Consider the following 17,593-nt stretch of genomic DNA (forward strand, 5'->3'; position numbering starts at 1 on the left):
TCTGTCGTTATCAGACCTTCTACTTTCAACTTTTAACTTTCTACTCATAGTCCAAAATATTTCATATAAGTATCGAGGTCTTTATCTCCCCGGCCCGAAAGGCAAACGACTACAGTCTCATTACCTTCAAACTTCATCTTGTCGAGATAGGCAAAGGCATGAGCACTTTCGATTGCAGGGATAATGCCTTCAAGTTTCGCCAGCTGCAGTCCTGCCTGCATCGCTTCATCATCAGTAATACTTACATATTCAGCTCGCTTTGAAGCATAAAGATGGGCGTGTTGCGGGCCGATACCAGGGTAATCGAGGCCTGCTGATATAGAGTAGGGTTCTACAACCTGGCCATCTTCAGTTTGCATTACTATTGAGCGGCTGCCGTGAAGCACCCCTTCTTTGCCGAGCAGGGTTGTAGCCGCAGATTCTCCTGTTTCTACTCCTTTACCTGCAGCTTCTACCGCAATCAGTTTAACATCATCGTCGTCGAGGAAATGGTAAAACATTCCCATCGCATTACTTCCGCCTCCAACACAAGCAAGAACATAGTCAGGGTTCGATTTACCTGTTTTCTCCTTTAGCTGCCATTTAGTTTCCTCTGAAATAATTGACTGGAACCGCGCTACCATATCCGGATAAGGATGTGGACCCACTACCGATCCGATGATGTAATGCGTGTCGGCAGGGTTGTTGATCCAGTCGCGTAAAGCCTCGTTTGTTGCGTCCTTTAGTGTTCTGCTTCCCGAAAGGGCCGGAATTACCGTAGCACCCATCATTTTCATCCGGGCAACATTAGGAGCCTGACGTTCAATATCCACTTCTCCCATGTATACGATGCATTCCAGGCCTTTTAAAGCGCACACGGTAGCAGTTGCTACTCCATGCTGCCCGGCTCCGGTTTCGGCAATAATGCGTTTCTTACCGAGGCGCTCTGCCAGCAGGATCTGGCCCACTGTATTGTTGATCTTGTGCGCACCCGTATGATTCAGGTCCTCACGTTTTAAATAGATGGTGGTTCCGTACTTTTCCGACAGGCGCTCTGCCAGATAAAGCGGCGAAGGGCGGCCAACGTAGTCTTTCAGCAGTCCCATATACTCTTCTTTGAACTTGGGATCTGCAATCATTTCGAGGTAGACCTCATTTAGCTCTTTTATGTTAGGATACAGCATTTCGGGAATATAGGCCCCCCCGAAATTTCCATAATATCCTTTTTCGTTTACATGATAGCTCATAATTTCTCCTTTTCTGCTTGCGCAGACAACTTTTTTATATGTTCAAAAATGATATTTAATTTGTTAATGTCTTTTAGTCCAGGTTCTGTTTCGAACCTGCTGTTCAGGTCGAGTGCATACAGGTTGGCGGCATCAAAGTCACTGAGTGTTCCAATGTTTTCTATGCCCAATCCCCCGCTTAAGAAATATCCTTTCTTACTTTGGCTTTTTTTCAGGAGGTCCCAGTTAAACACTTTTCCTGAGCCGCCATGTGCCGGAGTTTTTGTATCGAACAGGAAGTAGTCGGTGGTTTCTTCATAAGCGTTGAGCATTCCATAATCAAACGATTCATCAATCCCGAATGCCTTGATCACTTCAATTCCTTCTAACCGGATTTGTCCGCATAATTCCGAAGGCTCATTTCCATGCAGTTGAACGGCATCAAGCTGGTATTTCTTTACCTTCTCTATGATCTCATTAAACGGGGCATTTACAAATACACCGGTCTTTTTAATTGTTTGCGGCAGGTTTCTCAGAATGTCTTCATTCAGGCTGTTTGCAAACCGTTTAGAAGCAGGGTAGAAGATGAAACCCATGTAGTCAGGATTTAATGCTGCTACCTGCATAATGTTTTCCGGCTCGCGCATGCCACAAACTTTGAGTTTGGGCCTGCTGACGTTCTTACTTATGCCTTGACCATTCATCAGCTTATAGATAAGAGAGTTTTAAAGCTTACAAGCGCACGTTTGCTCAGGAGCGATTCCTCTGCTTCATAATAACAATCGGCAAAAGATTTGCCGCTGTGGATGGTTTTAATAGCCAGCGCTGCATTGCTCAGAACCACATTATTCTGTTCTGAAGTGCCTTTCCCTTCAAGCACATTCATAAAGATGGCTGCCGATTCCTCAACAGAACTTCCACCCCCTATTTGTTCCGGTTTTATCTTGTCAAAGCCCAACTGGTCAAGCGTGTAAATATATTCTCCATCATTAGAGAACGTTTTAAAGCTGCCTGTAAGCGAAATCTCGTCGTACCCGTCGAGGGCATGTAAGATCGTATACTGTTTGTCCGACTTCTGGTACAGGTAAGCGTATATCCGGGCAAGCTCGAGACTGAATACCCCGACCACCTGGTATTTTGGCTTTGCAGGATTCACCATTGGGCCCAGCATATTGAAAAACGTTTTTACGCCAAGTTCCTTTCGGATCGGTCCTACGTTCTTCATCGCAGGATGAAAAAGTGGCGCATGTAAAAAACAGATACCTGCCTCTTCCACGCTCTTTTTAAGATGCGACGTATCGTTACTAAACTTGTACCCCAGAAACTCCATTACGTTGGATGACCCGCATCCCGAAGAAACACCATAGTTGCCATGCTTTGCTACACCATACCCGGCGCCGGCAACCACAAACGAGGCAAGTGTTGAGATATTGAATGTGTCTTTTCCATCACCGCCCGTACCGCACAGGTCGATCAGGTCGTACTGCTCTAATCCGGGGCTAAGGCAAAGGTCGAGCATGGCATCCCTGAATCCTTCCAGTTCGTCTACAGTAATGCTCCGCATACAATAGGCCGTCATGAAAGCAGCCATTTGAGATGTGTTGTATTTACCTCCGGTGATATTGGTTAAAATGGCTTTTGCCTCCTGCGTGTTGAAGCTTTTGTGCTCAAATAAATGATTTAATATTTGTTTCATTATCTGTTTGTTTTTGCCCGCAAAGACAAAAAAAAAGGTTGCCTTGCGGGCAACCCTGTTTATCTTATAATAATTACTTACATATACAGTTTGCCACTACGATAAATCGAAGTGCCACCACCAGATATGTATGTTGTTTATTTTCATTCGTGTCTGACAAATATGAATATATCTTTTGGTTTGACAAAATTTATTTTAAGGTATCAAGTATATAGTATCAAGTATCAAGACACAAGTATCAAGACACAAGTATCAAGTTTGGTAAAATAGCAAAACATGTATTAACAGACTTGAGCAGTCGCTCATGAATTTTTCCATATTTTACCTATATTGTGACGTCTAAAACAGGCAAGAACATCGCTTCAAGCTTATCGTAGAATTTATTAAAGCACATCCTGGTACGTACGTCTTGATACTTGATACTATATACCTGATACTTGGATAATACGTACATCGTGATACTTGATATTAAATGCTTGATACTTGGATAATTCAGCGTCTTGATACCTGATACTAAATACTATACTAAAATATGATTAACAGAAGAAAGAGGTACAATTTATCACTAAAACAACGATTACTAAAGATTCTTTTTGTTATTTTGGGAGTATTACTGGCGGCTTTTGGATTAAAGGGATTCCTGCTTCCGAATGAATTCATCGATGGGGGAGTCACCGGGATATCCTTGTTAGCGAATCACATTACCGGCGTACCTGTTTCCGTATGGCTGCTTGTGTTTAACGCTCCTTTTATTCTTCTTGGTTTACGGCAGATCGGAAAACCCTTTGCTCTTTATACCCTGTTTGCGGTTGTAGGCCTGTCATTAGTGATTTTCTTTTTCGACTTTCCCGTAATAACGCATGATAAGCTGCTGATATCTATATTCGGCGGATTCTTCCTTGGAGCGGGTATCGGCTTTGCAATGAGGGGAGGATGCGTACTCGACGGTACTGAAATTATTGCAGTGTACATTAACCGCAAGAGTGTTTTCTCTATCGGTGATATCATCATGATCATCAATGTTGCGATCTTCATCTGTGCGGCTTTTATTTTAGGAATAGAGTCTGCATTATACTCGATACTAACCTATCTTTCTGCCTCGAAAACAGTGGATTTTATTATTCAGGGGATCGAGGAGTACACCGGAGTAACGATCATATCTGCCAAGAGCCACGAGATAAAGGAAGCAATCACAACAAATCTCAAGCGTGGCGTGACGGTGTATAAAGGAGAGCGCGGTTACGGTGGCAATCAGTACAGCGACAAAGAAATAGATATCATCTTTACGGTAGTAACCCGTCTCGAAGTATCCAAAATAAAGGATGTAGTTCGCTTGATCGACAGGAAAGCCTTTATGGTGATGAATGTAATTTCCGAAACAAACGGGGGACTGATAAAAAGGAGACCGTTGCATTAAAGAGCTGGAAACAGCTTTTTAAAAGACAGTATTAGTAATTAGCATTAAATAGCAACAGCTAATCGCCCGCCGGAAAATAGCTATTAACAATGGCAATCAGCTTACAAGCAACTGCCAACAGCTATCCGCCTACTTAATCAACGGGTCTTTTTCTTTTGTGAACAGCTGATAAACTTTTTTATCGACCCAGGCGGGTAGCAGTTTGTTCATCAATACGGCCAGTTTTCCCTGCCCCGTCATAATCAGCGTGCGCTTCCTTTTAATGATGCCGTCGGCTATGATTGCGGCAACCTCTTCCGCGGTCATCATCTTGCCTTCATCCATGCTGCTCTCGCCTTGCTGAGAACCATCTTTAGCGAGCGCTGTATTGCGGATATTCGATGCGGTGAAGCCCGGAGCTGCCACCATCACGTGAAGTCCTGTTTTTAAATTCTCTACTCTTAAAGCTTCCATAAATCCATTCATTGCGAATTTCGAAGCTGAGTAGCCCGTCCGGCCCGGCAGGCCACGGTAACCAGCGATAGAAGATATGCCCACCACAGAGCCTTTGCTTTTCAGAAGCTCGGGAAGTGCATGCTTCGTGCAGTATACTGTTCCCCAGAAATTTACATCCATCAGATTGCGTATCACTACCAGGTCGAGGTCCTTAAAAAGCGCTCTCATGCTGATTCCCGCATTATTTACGAGAATGTCAATCCCTCTGAATGTCAGTACGGCTTGTTTAATAAGATGCTTACAATCCTCTTCATTTGATACATCACATTGAACTGCAACCGCTTTTATATTGTATTCCTTTTCCAGTTCATCTGTTAGCTCGCAAAGCGAAACGTACTGCCGGGCTCCAAGAACAAGATTCGCCCCACGGCGCGCAAATTCCTCTGCGCAAGCCCTGCCTATTCCCGAAGAGGCCCCTGTGATGATGATGGTTTTATTTTTAAGATCCATACTTTTTAAAGAGTTCAAAGGTAAAAGTTCAAAGTAAAGAGTTCAACACAATTAATAATATTAAGTGCCTTGTCGCTGTCAACCTTCAACTCTTAACTCTCAACTTTCAACTCCATACGGTACCCTCGTTGCTATAGAGCGTGCAAGAGTTATTTCATCGGCATATTCGATTTCTCCCCCGAAGGCGATTCCGCGGGCGATAGTGCTGATTTTCACTGGCAGGTCCTTCAGTTTTTTGAATATATAAAAGATAGTGGTGTCACCCTCCATTGTTGCACTGAGCGCGAGTATAACTTCCTCTATCTCTCCGGTTTTTACCCGCTCTACGAGGCGTTCTATGTTGAGATCCGAGGGGCCAATACCGTCCATAGGTGAAATCAGGCCTCCAAGTACATGATAGACGCCGTTATATTGATTCGTGTTCTCGATAGCCATAATGTCGCGCGTATCCTCTACAATACAAACTAAGGACTTGTCGCGTTTATTTGCCGAGCATACCCCGCATACTTCAGAGTCGGAAATGTTACCGCAAACCTTACAATAGCGTATTTCCCGCTTCAGGCGGGTCAGTGCATCGCTTAAGTTCTCCACCTCCTGCGAGGATTGATTCAAAAGATGAAGCACCAGGCGAAGGGCGGTTTTCTGGCCCACTCCCGGGAGCTTTGAGAATTCATTTACAGCATTTTCCAGTAAACGCGAGGAAAAGTTCATCCTGCAAAGGTACATAGGAGATTCTGTGATTGAAAACAGGAATTGGATTTATACGATACCGACCGCTTCGCACCCGCTTCAGAACCGCTTCAGAGCGGATAGCACTCACTTAGGGACCATGCTTTGTCTTCCTCCCGTGCTTCTTCGAGAAATATCGAAGAAGCACGGGAGCGAGCGGCAGTCTGCATCGAAGATAGAGTCGCGCCTTTCAAAAGAAGTTCCGTATCCGTTCAGACAGATGTCTTGAATAACCAACAAGCGAAATGAATTGTAAACTTATTTTTCTTACATTTAGCGCCCTGTTTCAGAATTTTATCTTAGTTTATAAATTGCAGGAGCAAACAACATTGTACTAAATACTATTAATTGAAAATATGACAAGTGACGAGAAAATAAGAAACGCGTTCGACAATAAGGATTGGCAGGAGATTAAAGTAACTGACTCCTGGCAGATTTTTAAAATAATGGCCGAATTTGTTGAAGGCTTTGAAAAACTGGCCAAGATAGGTCCCTGTGTGTCTATATTCGGTTCCGCGAGGACCCCGCAGGATAGTAAATATTACAAGATGGCAGAGGAGATAGCCGCCCTGCTAACCGAGCACGGTTATGGTGTGATATCGGGGGGAGGCCCGGGGATTATGGAAGCCGCCAATAAAGGCGCTTATGAAGCAGGCGGTAAGTCTGTAGGATTAAATATTGAACTGCCTTTTGAACAGTTCCATAATAAATACATCGATCGCGATAAACTGATGGAGTTCAATTACTTCTTCGTCAGAAAGGTAATGTTTATGAAATACTCTCAGGGTTTTATTGTACTGCCAGGTGGATTTGGAACAATGGATGAGATGTTTGAGGCCATTACTCTTATTCAAACAGGAAAAATTGCACGCTTCCCGATTGTCCTTGTCGGTAAAGAATACTGGAGCGGACTACTCGACTGGGTAGAAAACCATATGCTTGACGCAAAGAATATCAGTGAAGATGATTTGAACCTTTACCGTGTAGTAGACACCGCTGAAGAAGCTGCAGAACACATCTTCAGGTTCTATAATAAATATGTGCTGAAACCTAACTTCTGATAGTATATACTCTGCATTTAAAAATACACATTTGCGTGCATTTTTAAATGCAAGTACATACTATGTATCCTTACCTCCAGTCTATAGACACAGAGCCTGCAGAGGTACGCACATATACATCGGTTCCTCCTCCGTTAAGACTGCCTTTTATTTTATCTTTTTCTACAATACCGTTAAAGTTATTCAACGTTCCTGCATTGATCCTTCCGCCATTCAGGTCGAGGTTGAACCCTTTGTTTTTCGGCAGCGCTAATGTTGCACTTCCGGCACTGACGTTTATTTTTACAAATTTCCCGGGCGTGGTGAAGGAAGCCGTCACTCCTCCTGCACTCGTAGAGGCATCCAAACTACATGCCAGTTGTTCTAAACGAATGCTGCCTCCGGAAGTATGCGAGAAAAGCTCTCCGGAAATGCTATTTCCACTGATACTGCCTCCGCTGGTCCTGGCTTTTATATTGCCTTGCAGTTGCTCCAGTTTTAATGAACCTCCTGAAGTGGACAGATCAATTGTTCCATTGCATTTAACCGCTTCGATGCTGCCTCCACTGGTCTTAAGATCTACTGTTCCTTTGCTGTTGGCAACATAGATACTGCCCCCCGATGTCTTTCCTGACAGCATCCCGCTTAGGCCCTCAATATGCAGACTACCGCCACTGGTGCTGAAGTCATGATTGCCTGATAAATCTGACAGCCTGATGCTTCCGACACTCGTATGAAGTTTAGAAGAGATTTTAGAAGGGACGAAGATCCTGAACGAAATACTTAACGACTTCTTCCAGTTGATGTTTCCTTTTGATGAAGCAATAGCCCTTAGTTCGTCGCCGCTTACAGCGATGTCAATGTCATAGTTTTCAGAGAGCAGTTTCTTTATTTCCTCGTCGGAGATGTTACGGTTATTGCCATTGGTCCTGACATACACCTCTACTTTTGCCTCCTTTTCACTGCTACCCGTTACCGTAAGGCTGCCGCCAGAGGTTTCAGCTTTAACGTTCATAATACTTGTTCCATTAAAGGACTTTGTTAAATAAGGCAGGCCAGAATCCTTCTGACGTGCCGTTGCCGGAATTAATTGTGATAAAATCAGCGTTAATAAAATCAGTCTTTTCATTTTTTGTAATTTAAAAGGTTATATAATTGAGCTGTCAGCTTTCAGCTATCAGCTTGTTACCCTTCAACTTTCAACCTTCAACCTTCAACTTTCAACCCAATAGCGGTCATTCTGATCGCAGGCTCTTCACCGGGTTTGCCAGTGCCGCTTTCACCGAATGAAAGCTGACGGTAAGCAAGGCCACAGAAAATACGATCAGCCCGCCTGCCAGTATAATCCAGCCCGAAACATTGATATGGTAGACAAAGTCTTCCAGCCATTTATGCATAATAAACCAGGTCAGGGGAGCTGCGATAACAAAAGCTATCAACACTAACCTTGCAAAATCTTTTGATAACATAACTATTATGTTGGCCACACTGGCGCCCAGAACCTTACGGATTCCAATTTCTTTGACTCTCTGGTTCATTGCCAGCAGGGCAGAGGCAAACAAACCCATGCAGGATATGAATATAGCCAGGCCGGCTCCTGCGGAGAATATTTTCGACATTCCCTCTTCTTTTTTATACTCCCGGTCAGTGTTCTCATCCAGGAAGGATGCACCTGTCTGACTCCGGGGGTTCACTTCTTTCCAGGCTTTCTCAATAAGCTGCATTGATTTAACAAGGTTGTCACCCTTGACCCTTACGAAAATGTACGAAACAGGCCATTCACCCGGCTGGATCACCATTGTAAGTGGCTTGATCTCCTGATGCAGGTTCTTGAAATGAAAGTCTTTTACAACTCCAATTACCTTCACATTGTGCCCGTCGCCCAGGGGGAGTATTGTTCCAACTGGCTCTTTCTCGCCCAGCAGAGCAGCCATTTTTTCATTTATAAGAACCGATGCAGTATCGGTGCCGAAAGCTCTTGAGAAATCCCGTCCCTTAATAAGCGGTATATCCAGTGTTTTTAGGTAGTCGTAATCTATGCGGAGCCAGTTAGTTTTTACTTCCCTGTTTTTATAATCAAAACCCATTACCGAGTTAGTCACAGAGCCATCCAGGCCCCGTCCCAGATTGATGTCCGTTCCCGTTACACTCACGGCAGCAGGTATAGCAGCCATTTTGTTTCTCATCTGCTGTAAAGCGCTTTCCGGATCAATATCATTTCCTATCGGGATACTGATAACTTCCGCCTTGTTGAATCCCAGAGGCATGTTCCTTATGAAGCTGAGCTGCTTACTGATGGTAAGTGTGGAAATAATGAGGATGATAGCGATGATGAATTGTACGATAGTTAAGGTATTTCGTAATCCGTTTTTCGAGCCTACGTTTAATTTACCCTGTAAAGTCCTTAGCGTATTAAAGCGGGCCATCACCAGCGACGGGTAACCACCGGCGAGGGCTGTGGTTAGTAGAAAAACAAGGCAGAACCACAAAAGCGCCTGGCCTGAGAAAAGAATCTCAGCCGACATGTTAGAGCCTGTGGCCGCGAGATACGACTTTAAACCAGCAAGCAGCAAGCCTGTCCCTGCCAGCAGTGCTAAGAAACATAAAATGAAAGCCTCGCACCAGAACTGGGTAATAATCTGCTTTTTTTGAGCGCCGAATGTTTTTCTTACTCCTATCTCTCTGGCACGTGTAAAAGACGCTGCCAACGAGAGGTTAACGAAATTGCTTCCTCCTATAAACAGGATAACAGCGCTTAACAGAATAAGGACGAACGGGAAAAAAGGCTTTATGGCCTGGCCTACCGAACTGATACTGCTGAAATGGATTTCGCTGAGAGGAAGCAGCTTCAGGTTCACGAATTGACCCCGTGTATCCGGTTTCGCGCCGTCGCGTTTCAGGTTCTTAATATCCGTCTGAAAGTATTTATTTATAAATGGTCTCGCAGATTGTTCGAAAGATTCAGCTGTGATATTATCTGCAAGCTGTAAAAAAACAGGATGGTTTTGATTGGCCCACTTATCTTCATTCCCTTTATACCCTGGGAAGTTTTCGAAACGCGACAAAATATCAAATTTTAAAGTCGAGTTTTTGGGAGGATCTTCTGCAACACCAGAAATAATATAGCTCTTCCAATCCTTATCCGTCTTGATTTTAATTGTTTTACCCGTCACATCCTTCGTTCCCATAATCTTTTCAGCATACGAACTTGTAATGATCACTTCGTCGGCGTTCCGGAGTGCCGAGCTGGCGTTTCCGCTCACAAGAGGAAAGGAGAACATTTGAAGGAATGAAGGATCGGCATATTTAACAGAAAGATCAAAGAATTTGTCGTTATACATCAGGAGCCCGCCTGAATTACCGAAGCGGCTTATATATTTTATTCCACTTAGCTCTGCTTTTGCCGACGGAGCAAAAGGAACCGGCATGGGCGAATCATTTTCTATGCCGCGCGGACTGTATTGCTGCCTGTAAACCTGGTATATTTTATCTTTGTTTTTGTGAAAATCGTCAAAAGAAAATTCAAACATCGCTGTGAGGAACAAAATAAGCGCCGCCCCGAAGGATATGCTTAAACCAAGCATCTGGATCAGGGTGAAAACTTTACGCTTCCACATGTTGCGCATCGCGATCAGAATATAGCTTTTTATCATTTTTATTGCTTTAGTTGAAGGCCTCAGAATCTTCGTCCTAATTACCATCATAAGCAATGCCTTGATTTTAACTTATTGATATTTAATTTGTTGCTTGTTTGTTTTATGCATTTGATGTCCATTGCTGAACACCATATGTACGAAACCGTACAGCGTAAACGGTACTTTGGTCAAAATGAAGAATTTCAGGCGATTTATACTTTAAACCCCAAAACCTACAACCTACAACTTACAACCTACAACTTACTACTTACAACTTATTACTTACAACTTAAAGCAAGTCAAATATTATAAGCATGGGTATGTTTAATTTCTTTCAAAACGAAGGCGCTGTTAAGGACGCCGATATTGCTGATTTTCGATAGCTTATACCGAATAAAATTATGGTATTCGTCAATACTTCTCACATTGATCTTTAAAAGAAAGTCAATCTGACCTGCAATATGATAGCATTCCTGAACCTCTTCAAGGTTTTGTATTTCCTGTTCGAATTTATCGATAAAAGCTTCATTATGATATCGCATTGATACCTGGCAGTAGGTTGTAAAAGGCTGACTTAAGAGGTTTTTGTTCAAGACTGCAACATACTGTTTGACATATCCAAGGTTCTCGAGTCGCTTAATTCTCTCATAAACCGGAGAAATTGAAAGGTTAAGCAGCGCTGCTAATTCCTTAGTGGTGATCTTCGCATTCTGCTGTAATTCCTTCAGAATAATCCTGTCAATATCGTCGATGGCATTCATAGTGGTAAAATTTTCTGATTCCGATACGTTCCGATGGCTAATTTAGATTTATTTTTTGCTTGGAGAAGCTCGTACAGTAAAATTTATGGAGAACTGGTATTTATTAAATAAAATTCCTTTATTACATCGCTTTGAAGTAGAACATATAGGTCCGTGATTGATACAATATATGGATATTTGATGTGTTAAAACTCTTTGTGAATATTACGCTTATTAATGAATATCCTTTAAATGAGGTAGTCATTTCCAATGGAAGAAGAAAGAATTTCGGTTTTTGATGTGTTTAAAATAGGTGTAGGCCCATCAAGTTCACATACGCTGGGTCCCTGGAAAGCAGCACAGCAATTTGTTAAGTCGTTGCAGGGTAGCGACTTGCTTTCGAAGGTGGAATCCCTTAAAGTTATTCTATATGGATCGCTCGCTAAAACCGGCAGGGGGCATGGAACTGATATTGCGATCATGCTGGGTCTCATGGACTGCGACCCCGTTACAATTGATACGTCTACTATCCTCCCGATCATCGATGGAGTGCGCCAAACTTCCGAAATTACCTTAAGTAGAAATACGCGGATTTCGTTCGTTCCCGAAAGCGATATCTTTTTCGAATATAACGAATCGCTTCCTTTTCACCCCAATGCGATGACCTTTATCGCGGAGGTGGGCGAAATGGGTCAATTCATAGAAACATGGTACTCCATCGGCGGCGGTTTTATAAAGAAAGAAGGCGAATGTGATAATGTTGACAAGCCGGTAAGTTTACCGTACCCCATTAACTACGCAGCCGATTTGCTTAAGTGGTGCGAGACCTCGAACAAGCGCATATGGGAGGTGGTGATGGAGAATGAGAAAGCCTGGAGGTCCGAACAAGAGGTAAACGATGGTTTACTCGAAATTTATAAGACGATGCGCGATTGCATTTACCGGGGGTGTAATACCGACGGTATTTTGCCCGGCGGACTGGATGTAAAGCGGCGTGCTGCAAATATGAGCAGAAGTTTGCTAAATGGCGGGGCATATTCCGACTACGAGAGCTGGAGAGCGAGAGTACGTCCCTCAGGTAATAGTTTTAACAGTATTCTCGATTGGGTAAGCTGTTTTGCGCTGGCCGTGAATGAAGAGAATGCTTCGTTTGGAAGAGTGGTTACAGCTCCTACAAATGGGGCAGCAGGGGTAATTCCTGCTGTTCTGAAGTATTATGTCTTTTTCTGCGACGGCGACGACCCGCAGAAAATCGTTCAGTTCCTTTTAACAGCAGGGGAGATAGGCAGCATTTTTAAAAAGGGATCCACTATATCGGCGGCCATGGGAGGCTGCCAGGCTGAAATCGGAGTTTCTTCGGCAATGGCTGCAGCTGGACTTACGGAGGTGATGGGAGGGTCGGTAAAGCAATGTCTTATGGCTGCTGAAATTGCTATGGAGCACCATCTTGGCATGACCTGCGATCCGGTGGGCGGACTGGTTCAAATCCCTTGTATCGAAAGGAACGCTTTTGGGGCGATAAAGGCAATTACCGCTTCGCAGCTCGCCTTAAGAAGCGATCCGGCACTTGCCAAAGTTTCTCTTGACAACGTGGTGAAAACCATGTGGCAAACAGCCCAGGACATGCATTCCAGGTACAAGGAAACTTCTGAAGGGGGACTTGCTGTTAACATTCCTATCAGTCTTAGTGAATGCTAATGAATTTAATAAATTATCTGTTATTGAGCTTAATATAAAAAGTCATGTACGAAACATTAAAACCAGAGCTGCAGAAGCTTATTGAAGAAATCAAAGAAGCAGGATTATTTAAGGAAGAAAGAATCATTACTACCCCTCAGGGTGCACAGATCGATACCACCGCAAATCACGGGGTACTCAACTTCTGTGCTAATAATTACCTCGGACTATCTTCTCATCCGAAGGTAGTAGAAGCCGCAAAGAAAGCGATTGATGCGCGTGGATATGGAATGTCTTCTGTTCGTTTTATTTGTGGTACACAGGATATACATAAGGAGCTTGAGAAGAAGCTCTCAGACTTCCTTGGAATGGAAGATACCATTCTTTATGCGGCAGCTTTTGATGCGAATGGTGGCGTCTTCGAACCTCTTTTAGGGGAAGATTCTGCTATCATCTCCGATGCGCTCAATCATGCCTCTATTATCGATGGAGTGCGCTTGTGTAAAGCAAAACGATATCGTTATAATCATAACGATATGGACGACCTTGAAAGTAAGTTAAAGGAATCATCTGCTTTAAAACACCGGATTATCGTTACCGACGGGTCTTTTTCCATGGACGGCACCATTGCGCAACTTGATAAGATTTGCGATCTCGCAGATCAATATAAGGCGCTTGTAATGGTCGACGAAAGCCATTCTTCTGGCTTTATCGGGAAAACGGGGCGCGGTACTCATGAGCATCACGGTGTGATGGGCCGCATTGATATTATAACCGGAACATTAGGCAAAGCTCTGGGAGGAGCAATGGGAGGTTTTACTTCAGCGAAAAAAGAGATTATCGAAGTTCTGCGCCAGCGTTCGCGGCCTTATCTTTTCTCTAATTCTCTTGCTCCCTCTATCGTCGGCGCTTCTATCGCTGTGCTTGACATGCTCTCGGAAACAACCGAATTAAGAGATCGCCTCGAATGGAACACTTCTTATTTCAGGGAAAAGATGACTGCTGCCGGTTTTGATATCAAACCCGGAGTACATCCTATCGTTCCGATCATGCTATATGATTCGAAGCTGTCGCAGCTGTTTGCTTCCAAACTTCTTGAGAAGGGCATTTATGTGATCGGGTTTTATTATCCCGTAGTTCCCGAAGGGAAGGCAAGGATACGCGTTCAGATGTCGGCAGCACATACCAAAGAGCATCTGGATAAAGCCATTAACGCATTTACAGAAGTAGGCAAGGAGCTGGGCGTTTTGAAATAAACTATTGGTTTCAGTTGCACACTGAAGCCTGCAGATGAGAGAAGTTTGTAACTTCTCTCATCCTTTGACCCCATTTTACTATTTCAGGTATTCGTCAAAGTAATCAGTGATTTTCTGCATCAGATGCACCCGGTCGCGGCCTCTTACGTTATGCTCATAACCAGGGTATACAAAATAATCTACCTGCACATTATTGTCTACGCACTGCTTCACGAAGTTAACCGAATGCTGCCAGACAACAGTGCTGTCAATTGTACCATGGATCAATAATAATTTCCCCTTCAGGTTCTTTACCTTGGTAAGAAGGTTCGCTTCTTCGTAGCCTTCCGGATTCTCCTGGGGGGTATCCATATAGCGCTCGGTATACATCACCTCATACATCTTCCAGTCCATCACCGGACCGCCGGCAACACCGCATTTAAATACTTCCGGGTGACGCAGCATCAGCGATGTGGTCATGAAGCCACCATAGCTCCAGCCGTGAACACCTAACCTCGATGCATCCACAAAGGGAAGCGACTTCAGGTATGCCACACCCTTTAGCTGATCCTCCATTTCTACCGTTCCCAGTTTTCTAAACGTAGCCTGTTCAAATTTCATTCCCCTGTTAGCGCTGCCCCGGCCCTCCATGGTGAAAATGACATAGCCGTGCTGCGCCATATATTCGTACCAAAGATTGCCGCTGGCAGGGAAGCCATTAGAGATGATCTGAACGTTCGGACCGTTATACAGATAAACAATTACAGGGTATTTCTTTGTCGCATCAAAGTTTACGGGATAGATCAGCTTTCCATATAAAGGAGTGCCATCATCAGCTTTAATCGTTACGTTTTCAATCTTTGGCCGCTGATACGCGGCGAGAGGATCTTTTGCGGTCAGAAGATTTTGCTTCCATTTCCCGGTGGTCGACACCATGTCGATAACCCTTGGTGCATTCCCGTTCGACCAGCGGTCGATCACATAATCACCGGTGGTACTTACTCCGGCCGAGTGAGTGCCCGGATCGCTGCCCAGCCTTCTCAGCTTTCCGCTTTCCCAGTTCACCGAATAAATATGCCGGTCTAAAGGCGACTCCTTCGTGCTAATAATATAAAGCTCTTTCCTTTTTTCTGACTCTCCCGCTATCTCAGTAACCACCCAGTCGCCTTTCGTGATCTGATTAAGTAGTTTTCCCCTGGTATTGTATCGGTAGAGATGCATAAACCCGTCGCGCTGACTCCACCAGATGAACTCGTCGTTTTTTCCGGGAATAAAAGTGAGCGAGTGCTGCGGATGTACATATTTTGGGTCAGTTTCCTCAAACAGTGTTTTTATGAAGGCGCCTGTGCGGGCGTTGTACTGGTTCAGCCAAAGGTGATTCTGTTCGCGGTTGAGTATAGCCAGATAAATAAACTGCTCGTCGGGGCTCCAGGTAACAGAAGTCAGATAGTGGTCCTTCGGAGTACCAGTGTCCAGGAATATCGTTTTCCCGCTTGAAGGATTGTAAACGCCGAGGGTCACTTCATGGGAAGTGCGACCTGCAAAAGGATACTTTGTCAGATGAACAGCCGCAGGAGTCACATTCCAGTTTACAATAGGATAATCTTCAACCATGCGTTCATCCATCCTGTAAAAAGCAAGATAGTTCCCTTTAGGGGATAAGAATATTCCACCGTCGATGCCGAATTCGTTTCTGTGGACAGAACGCCCGTTAACTATCCCGGCCTCCTTGTCGCTGGTCACCGTATGCGTTTTTCCTGCAGCATCAATAAGATATAGGTTGTTCCCAATAGTATAAGCAAACCGCTTTGTGCTTTTTTGTAAAACGACGTTCTCTGCTTCCCCGGGAAGGTCCCTCCATTCTTTGATATTCCAGCCATTAGCTGCAGCTGAACAGATGAAATAGTTGTTTCCCAGTGCAAAGAAGGCCTCTTTGTTGTCGATCCATTCTATCGGTGGCAAGGCACGTAAAGTATATTTACTACCAAGTTGCTTCTGAAGTTCGCTTAAACGAAGCAATGTGTCGGTACTTATCTGCGGAAGCTTCCGGCGGACCAGTGCACCTCCGTATGGAGTTTTCACTACCTCGGAAATCGAATTTTCACCCGGAATCCAGTTTAACTGTTTAAGGTCTTCACGTGCCAGACTGGTATTCATACCAAGAACGGCTTCTTCCATCGTAAACTGTTTTTGCTGGGCAAAAGCAGGCGCACAAAAGCTAAAGCTGACAAAGAGCAGAAAAAATCGGATCATATATGACAGGAAATAAATTACAATTGCGCGGCTCAGGCTGCACAACTGCAACAAAGATAATGATCTGAACGAATAGATCGCTTACTGATAATGTGAGTAGCAAGAAATAATAACCACAGAGTTGTTAGTTATTTTATAGACAAGACGATGTTCATTATTTATTCTCCGGCTCCAATATCCCTGAAACTGGTGTTTCAGAGCTTCAGGCTTTCCAATGCCCTCAAAAGGACTTCTCAGAATATCCTTAATAAGGTCTCCAATCCTTAATGCAACTTTTCTGTCTGTTTGTATCCAATTTTGGTATTCTTTAAAAGCTTTTGGAATGAACTCAATAGTTCTATCATAAGAGCTCATTGGCTTTTAGTGTTATTGTTTCCTGTTTTTTGTCATACTCTGCTATTCTCTCCTGAAGCTCCTGGGCATATGCAGGATTACTTAAAATATAATCAGTAGCATCAGCAGATTGAATAGTTATTTCAACCGTTTTATGAGGAAACATTTCTTTGATACCATTCAGAAAATCAGTACCTAACATATCTGTATTAATTCTTATTGTAGCTTCCATAAGAGAAGAAATTTAAATATACAAATATACAATTATTCTCCTTGACAAAGCTTGGTTTTTCCCGGGCAAACGAGTTCTGAAAACAAAAAGTCTTCCCGAAGACCTTAACACTAAGCGTTTCCATTGGATTGAAGTCAGGTCAATGTTGCCTAAAGATATTTTTCTGTATGTTACCTTGATTGCCTGGTACCTGATTGCTTGTTTTTGCACGATTTTTGTACTTTTATTTATTCACAATACTATCGTGGAGCATCTGAAATTAATTGAAAAGATAAAAAAAATTCCACCTGGACACCATAAGGAGGTTGAAGACTTTATAGATTTTATTTTGGAGAAGAAAAATATCACTTCAAAGAAAAGCAAGGGACGGAAACTGGGATTGCTAAGGGGTAAAATGCAAATGAGTCCCGGTTTTGATGATCCTCTGGACGATTTCAAGGAATACATGTAAATGAG

16 protein-coding genes are annotated in these 17,593 nt (G+C 43.6%); 5 read left to right on the forward strand and 11 right to left on the reverse strand.

Annotation, left to right across the window (positions count from 1 at the left end):
- Positions 1-44: 44 nt before the first annotated feature.
- Genes trpB through trpD form a run of 3 tightly spaced genes read right to left on the reverse strand, consistent with a single transcriptional unit; the run spans position 45 to position 2,901 of the window.
- Complete coding sequence (gene trpB, locus BDE36_RS07715; RefSeq protein ID WP_202618120.1) at positions 45-1,226, reverse strand: tryptophan synthase subunit beta; 1,182 nt, start codon at positions 1,224-1,226, stop codon at positions 45-47.
- The gene (locus BDE36_RS07720) at positions 1,223-1,909 is read right to left on the reverse strand and encodes a phosphoribosylanthranilate isomerase (protein ID WP_235904264.1); all 687 of its coding nucleotides are present in this window, start codon (positions 1,907-1,909) and stop codon (positions 1,223-1,225) included. The genes trpB and BDE36_RS07720 overlap by 4 nt, the downstream gene beginning before the upstream one ends.
- On the reverse strand, positions 1,909-2,901 hold the full coding sequence (gene trpD / locus BDE36_RS07725; RefSeq protein WP_128769460.1) for an anthranilate phosphoribosyltransferase: 993 nt from the start codon (positions 2,899-2,901) through the stop codon (positions 1,909-1,911). The genes BDE36_RS07720 and trpD overlap by 1 nt, the downstream gene beginning before the upstream one ends.
- 532 nt (positions 2,902-3,433) lie before the next feature.
- Here trpD and BDE36_RS07730 point away from each other — a divergent pair.
- Positions 3,434-4,318 carry a YitT family protein gene (locus tag BDE36_RS07730; protein ID WP_141814405.1) on the forward strand — a complete coding sequence of 295 codons (885 nt, stop codon included), beginning with the start codon at positions 3,434-3,436 and terminating at the stop codon, positions 4,316-4,318.
- Positions 4,319-4,447: 129 nt separating this feature from the next.
- Here the strand turns inward: BDE36_RS07730 and BDE36_RS07735 are convergent, their stop codons facing one another.
- A complete protein-coding gene (locus BDE36_RS07735; RefSeq protein ID WP_128769458.1) occupies positions 4,448-5,263 on the reverse strand; it encodes an SDR family oxidoreductase in 816 nt (271 codons plus the stop codon).
- Between the two features lie 99 nt (positions 5,264-5,362).
- Positions 5,363-5,974 (reverse strand): recombination mediator RecR, encoded by a 612-nt coding sequence (recR, locus tag BDE36_RS07740; RefSeq protein ID WP_141814406.1) that lies wholly within the window; start codon positions 5,972-5,974, stop codon positions 5,363-5,365.
- A 374-nt stretch (positions 5,975-6,348) separates the two neighbouring features.
- Between recR and BDE36_RS07745 the strand changes: the two genes are divergently transcribed.
- The gene (locus BDE36_RS07745; RefSeq protein WP_128769456.1) at positions 6,349-7,053 is read left to right on the forward strand and encodes an LOG family protein; all 705 of its coding nucleotides are present in this window, start codon (positions 6,349-6,351) and stop codon (positions 7,051-7,053) included.
- 70 nt (positions 7,054-7,123) lie between these two features.
- On the opposite strand, the gene BDE36_RS07750 is transcribed toward BDE36_RS07745, so the two are convergent.
- From BDE36_RS07750 to BDE36_RS07760, 3 genes are all read right to left on the reverse strand, one after another.
- A complete protein-coding gene (locus BDE36_RS07750) occupies positions 7,124-8,161 on the reverse strand; it encodes a DUF4097 family beta strand repeat-containing protein (RefSeq protein ID WP_141814407.1) in 1,038 nt (345 codons plus the stop codon).
- A 106-nt stretch (positions 8,162-8,267) separates the two neighbouring features.
- The gene (locus BDE36_RS07755; protein ID WP_141814408.1) at positions 8,268-10,736 is read right to left on the reverse strand and encodes an ABC transporter permease; all 2,469 of its coding nucleotides are present in this window, start codon (positions 10,734-10,736) and stop codon (positions 8,268-8,270) included.
- A gap of 230 nt (positions 10,737-10,966) precedes the next feature.
- The gene (locus tag BDE36_RS07760) at positions 10,967-11,428 is read right to left on the reverse strand and encodes an Lrp/AsnC family transcriptional regulator (RefSeq protein WP_141814409.1); all 462 of its coding nucleotides are present in this window, start codon (positions 11,426-11,428) and stop codon (positions 10,967-10,969) included.
- A 249-nt stretch (positions 11,429-11,677) separates the two neighbouring features.
- Between BDE36_RS07760 and BDE36_RS07765 the strand changes: the two genes are divergently transcribed.
- Entirely contained in the window at positions 11,678-13,105 is a 1,428-nt protein-coding gene (locus BDE36_RS07765; RefSeq protein WP_141814410.1) for an L-serine ammonia-lyase, read from the forward strand.
- 44 nt (positions 13,106-13,149) lie between these two features.
- Complete coding sequence (kbl, locus tag BDE36_RS07770; protein WP_141814411.1) at positions 13,150-14,340, forward strand: glycine C-acetyltransferase; 1,191 nt, start codon at positions 13,150-13,152, stop codon at positions 14,338-14,340.
- Positions 14,341-14,418: 78 nt separating this feature from the next.
- On the opposite strand, the gene BDE36_RS07775 is transcribed toward kbl, so the two are convergent.
- From BDE36_RS07775 to BDE36_RS07785, 3 genes are all read right to left on the reverse strand, one after another.
- Complete coding sequence (locus BDE36_RS07775) at positions 14,419-16,572, reverse strand: S9 family peptidase (RefSeq protein ID WP_141814412.1); 2,154 nt, start codon at positions 16,570-16,572, stop codon at positions 14,419-14,421.
- A gap of 81 nt (positions 16,573-16,653) precedes the next feature.
- Positions 16,654-16,926, reverse strand: coding sequence for a Txe/YoeB family addiction module toxin (locus tag BDE36_RS07780; protein WP_141814413.1), 273 nt, complete (start codon positions 16,924-16,926; stop codon positions 16,654-16,656).
- The gene (locus BDE36_RS07785) at positions 16,913-17,137 is read right to left on the reverse strand and encodes a hypothetical protein (RefSeq protein WP_141814414.1); all 225 of its coding nucleotides are present in this window, start codon (positions 17,135-17,137) and stop codon (positions 16,913-16,915) included. Before BDE36_RS07785 ends, BDE36_RS07780 begins: the two co-directional genes overlap by 14 nt.
- Before the next feature lie 142 nt (positions 17,138-17,279).
- Between BDE36_RS07785 and vapB the strand changes: the two genes are divergently transcribed.
- Positions 17,280-17,588 carry a type II toxin-antitoxin system VapB family antitoxin gene (gene vapB / locus BDE36_RS07790; RefSeq protein WP_141814415.1) on the forward strand — a complete coding sequence of 103 codons (309 nt, stop codon included), beginning with the start codon at positions 17,280-17,282 and terminating at the stop codon, positions 17,586-17,588.
- The last annotated feature ends 5 nt before the right edge of the window (positions 17,589-17,593 follow it).

It is taken from the genome of Arcticibacter tournemirensis (assembly GCF_006716645.1).
Taxonomy (GTDB): domain Bacteria; phylum Bacteroidota; class Bacteroidia; order Sphingobacteriales; family Sphingobacteriaceae; genus Arcticibacter; species Arcticibacter tournemirensis.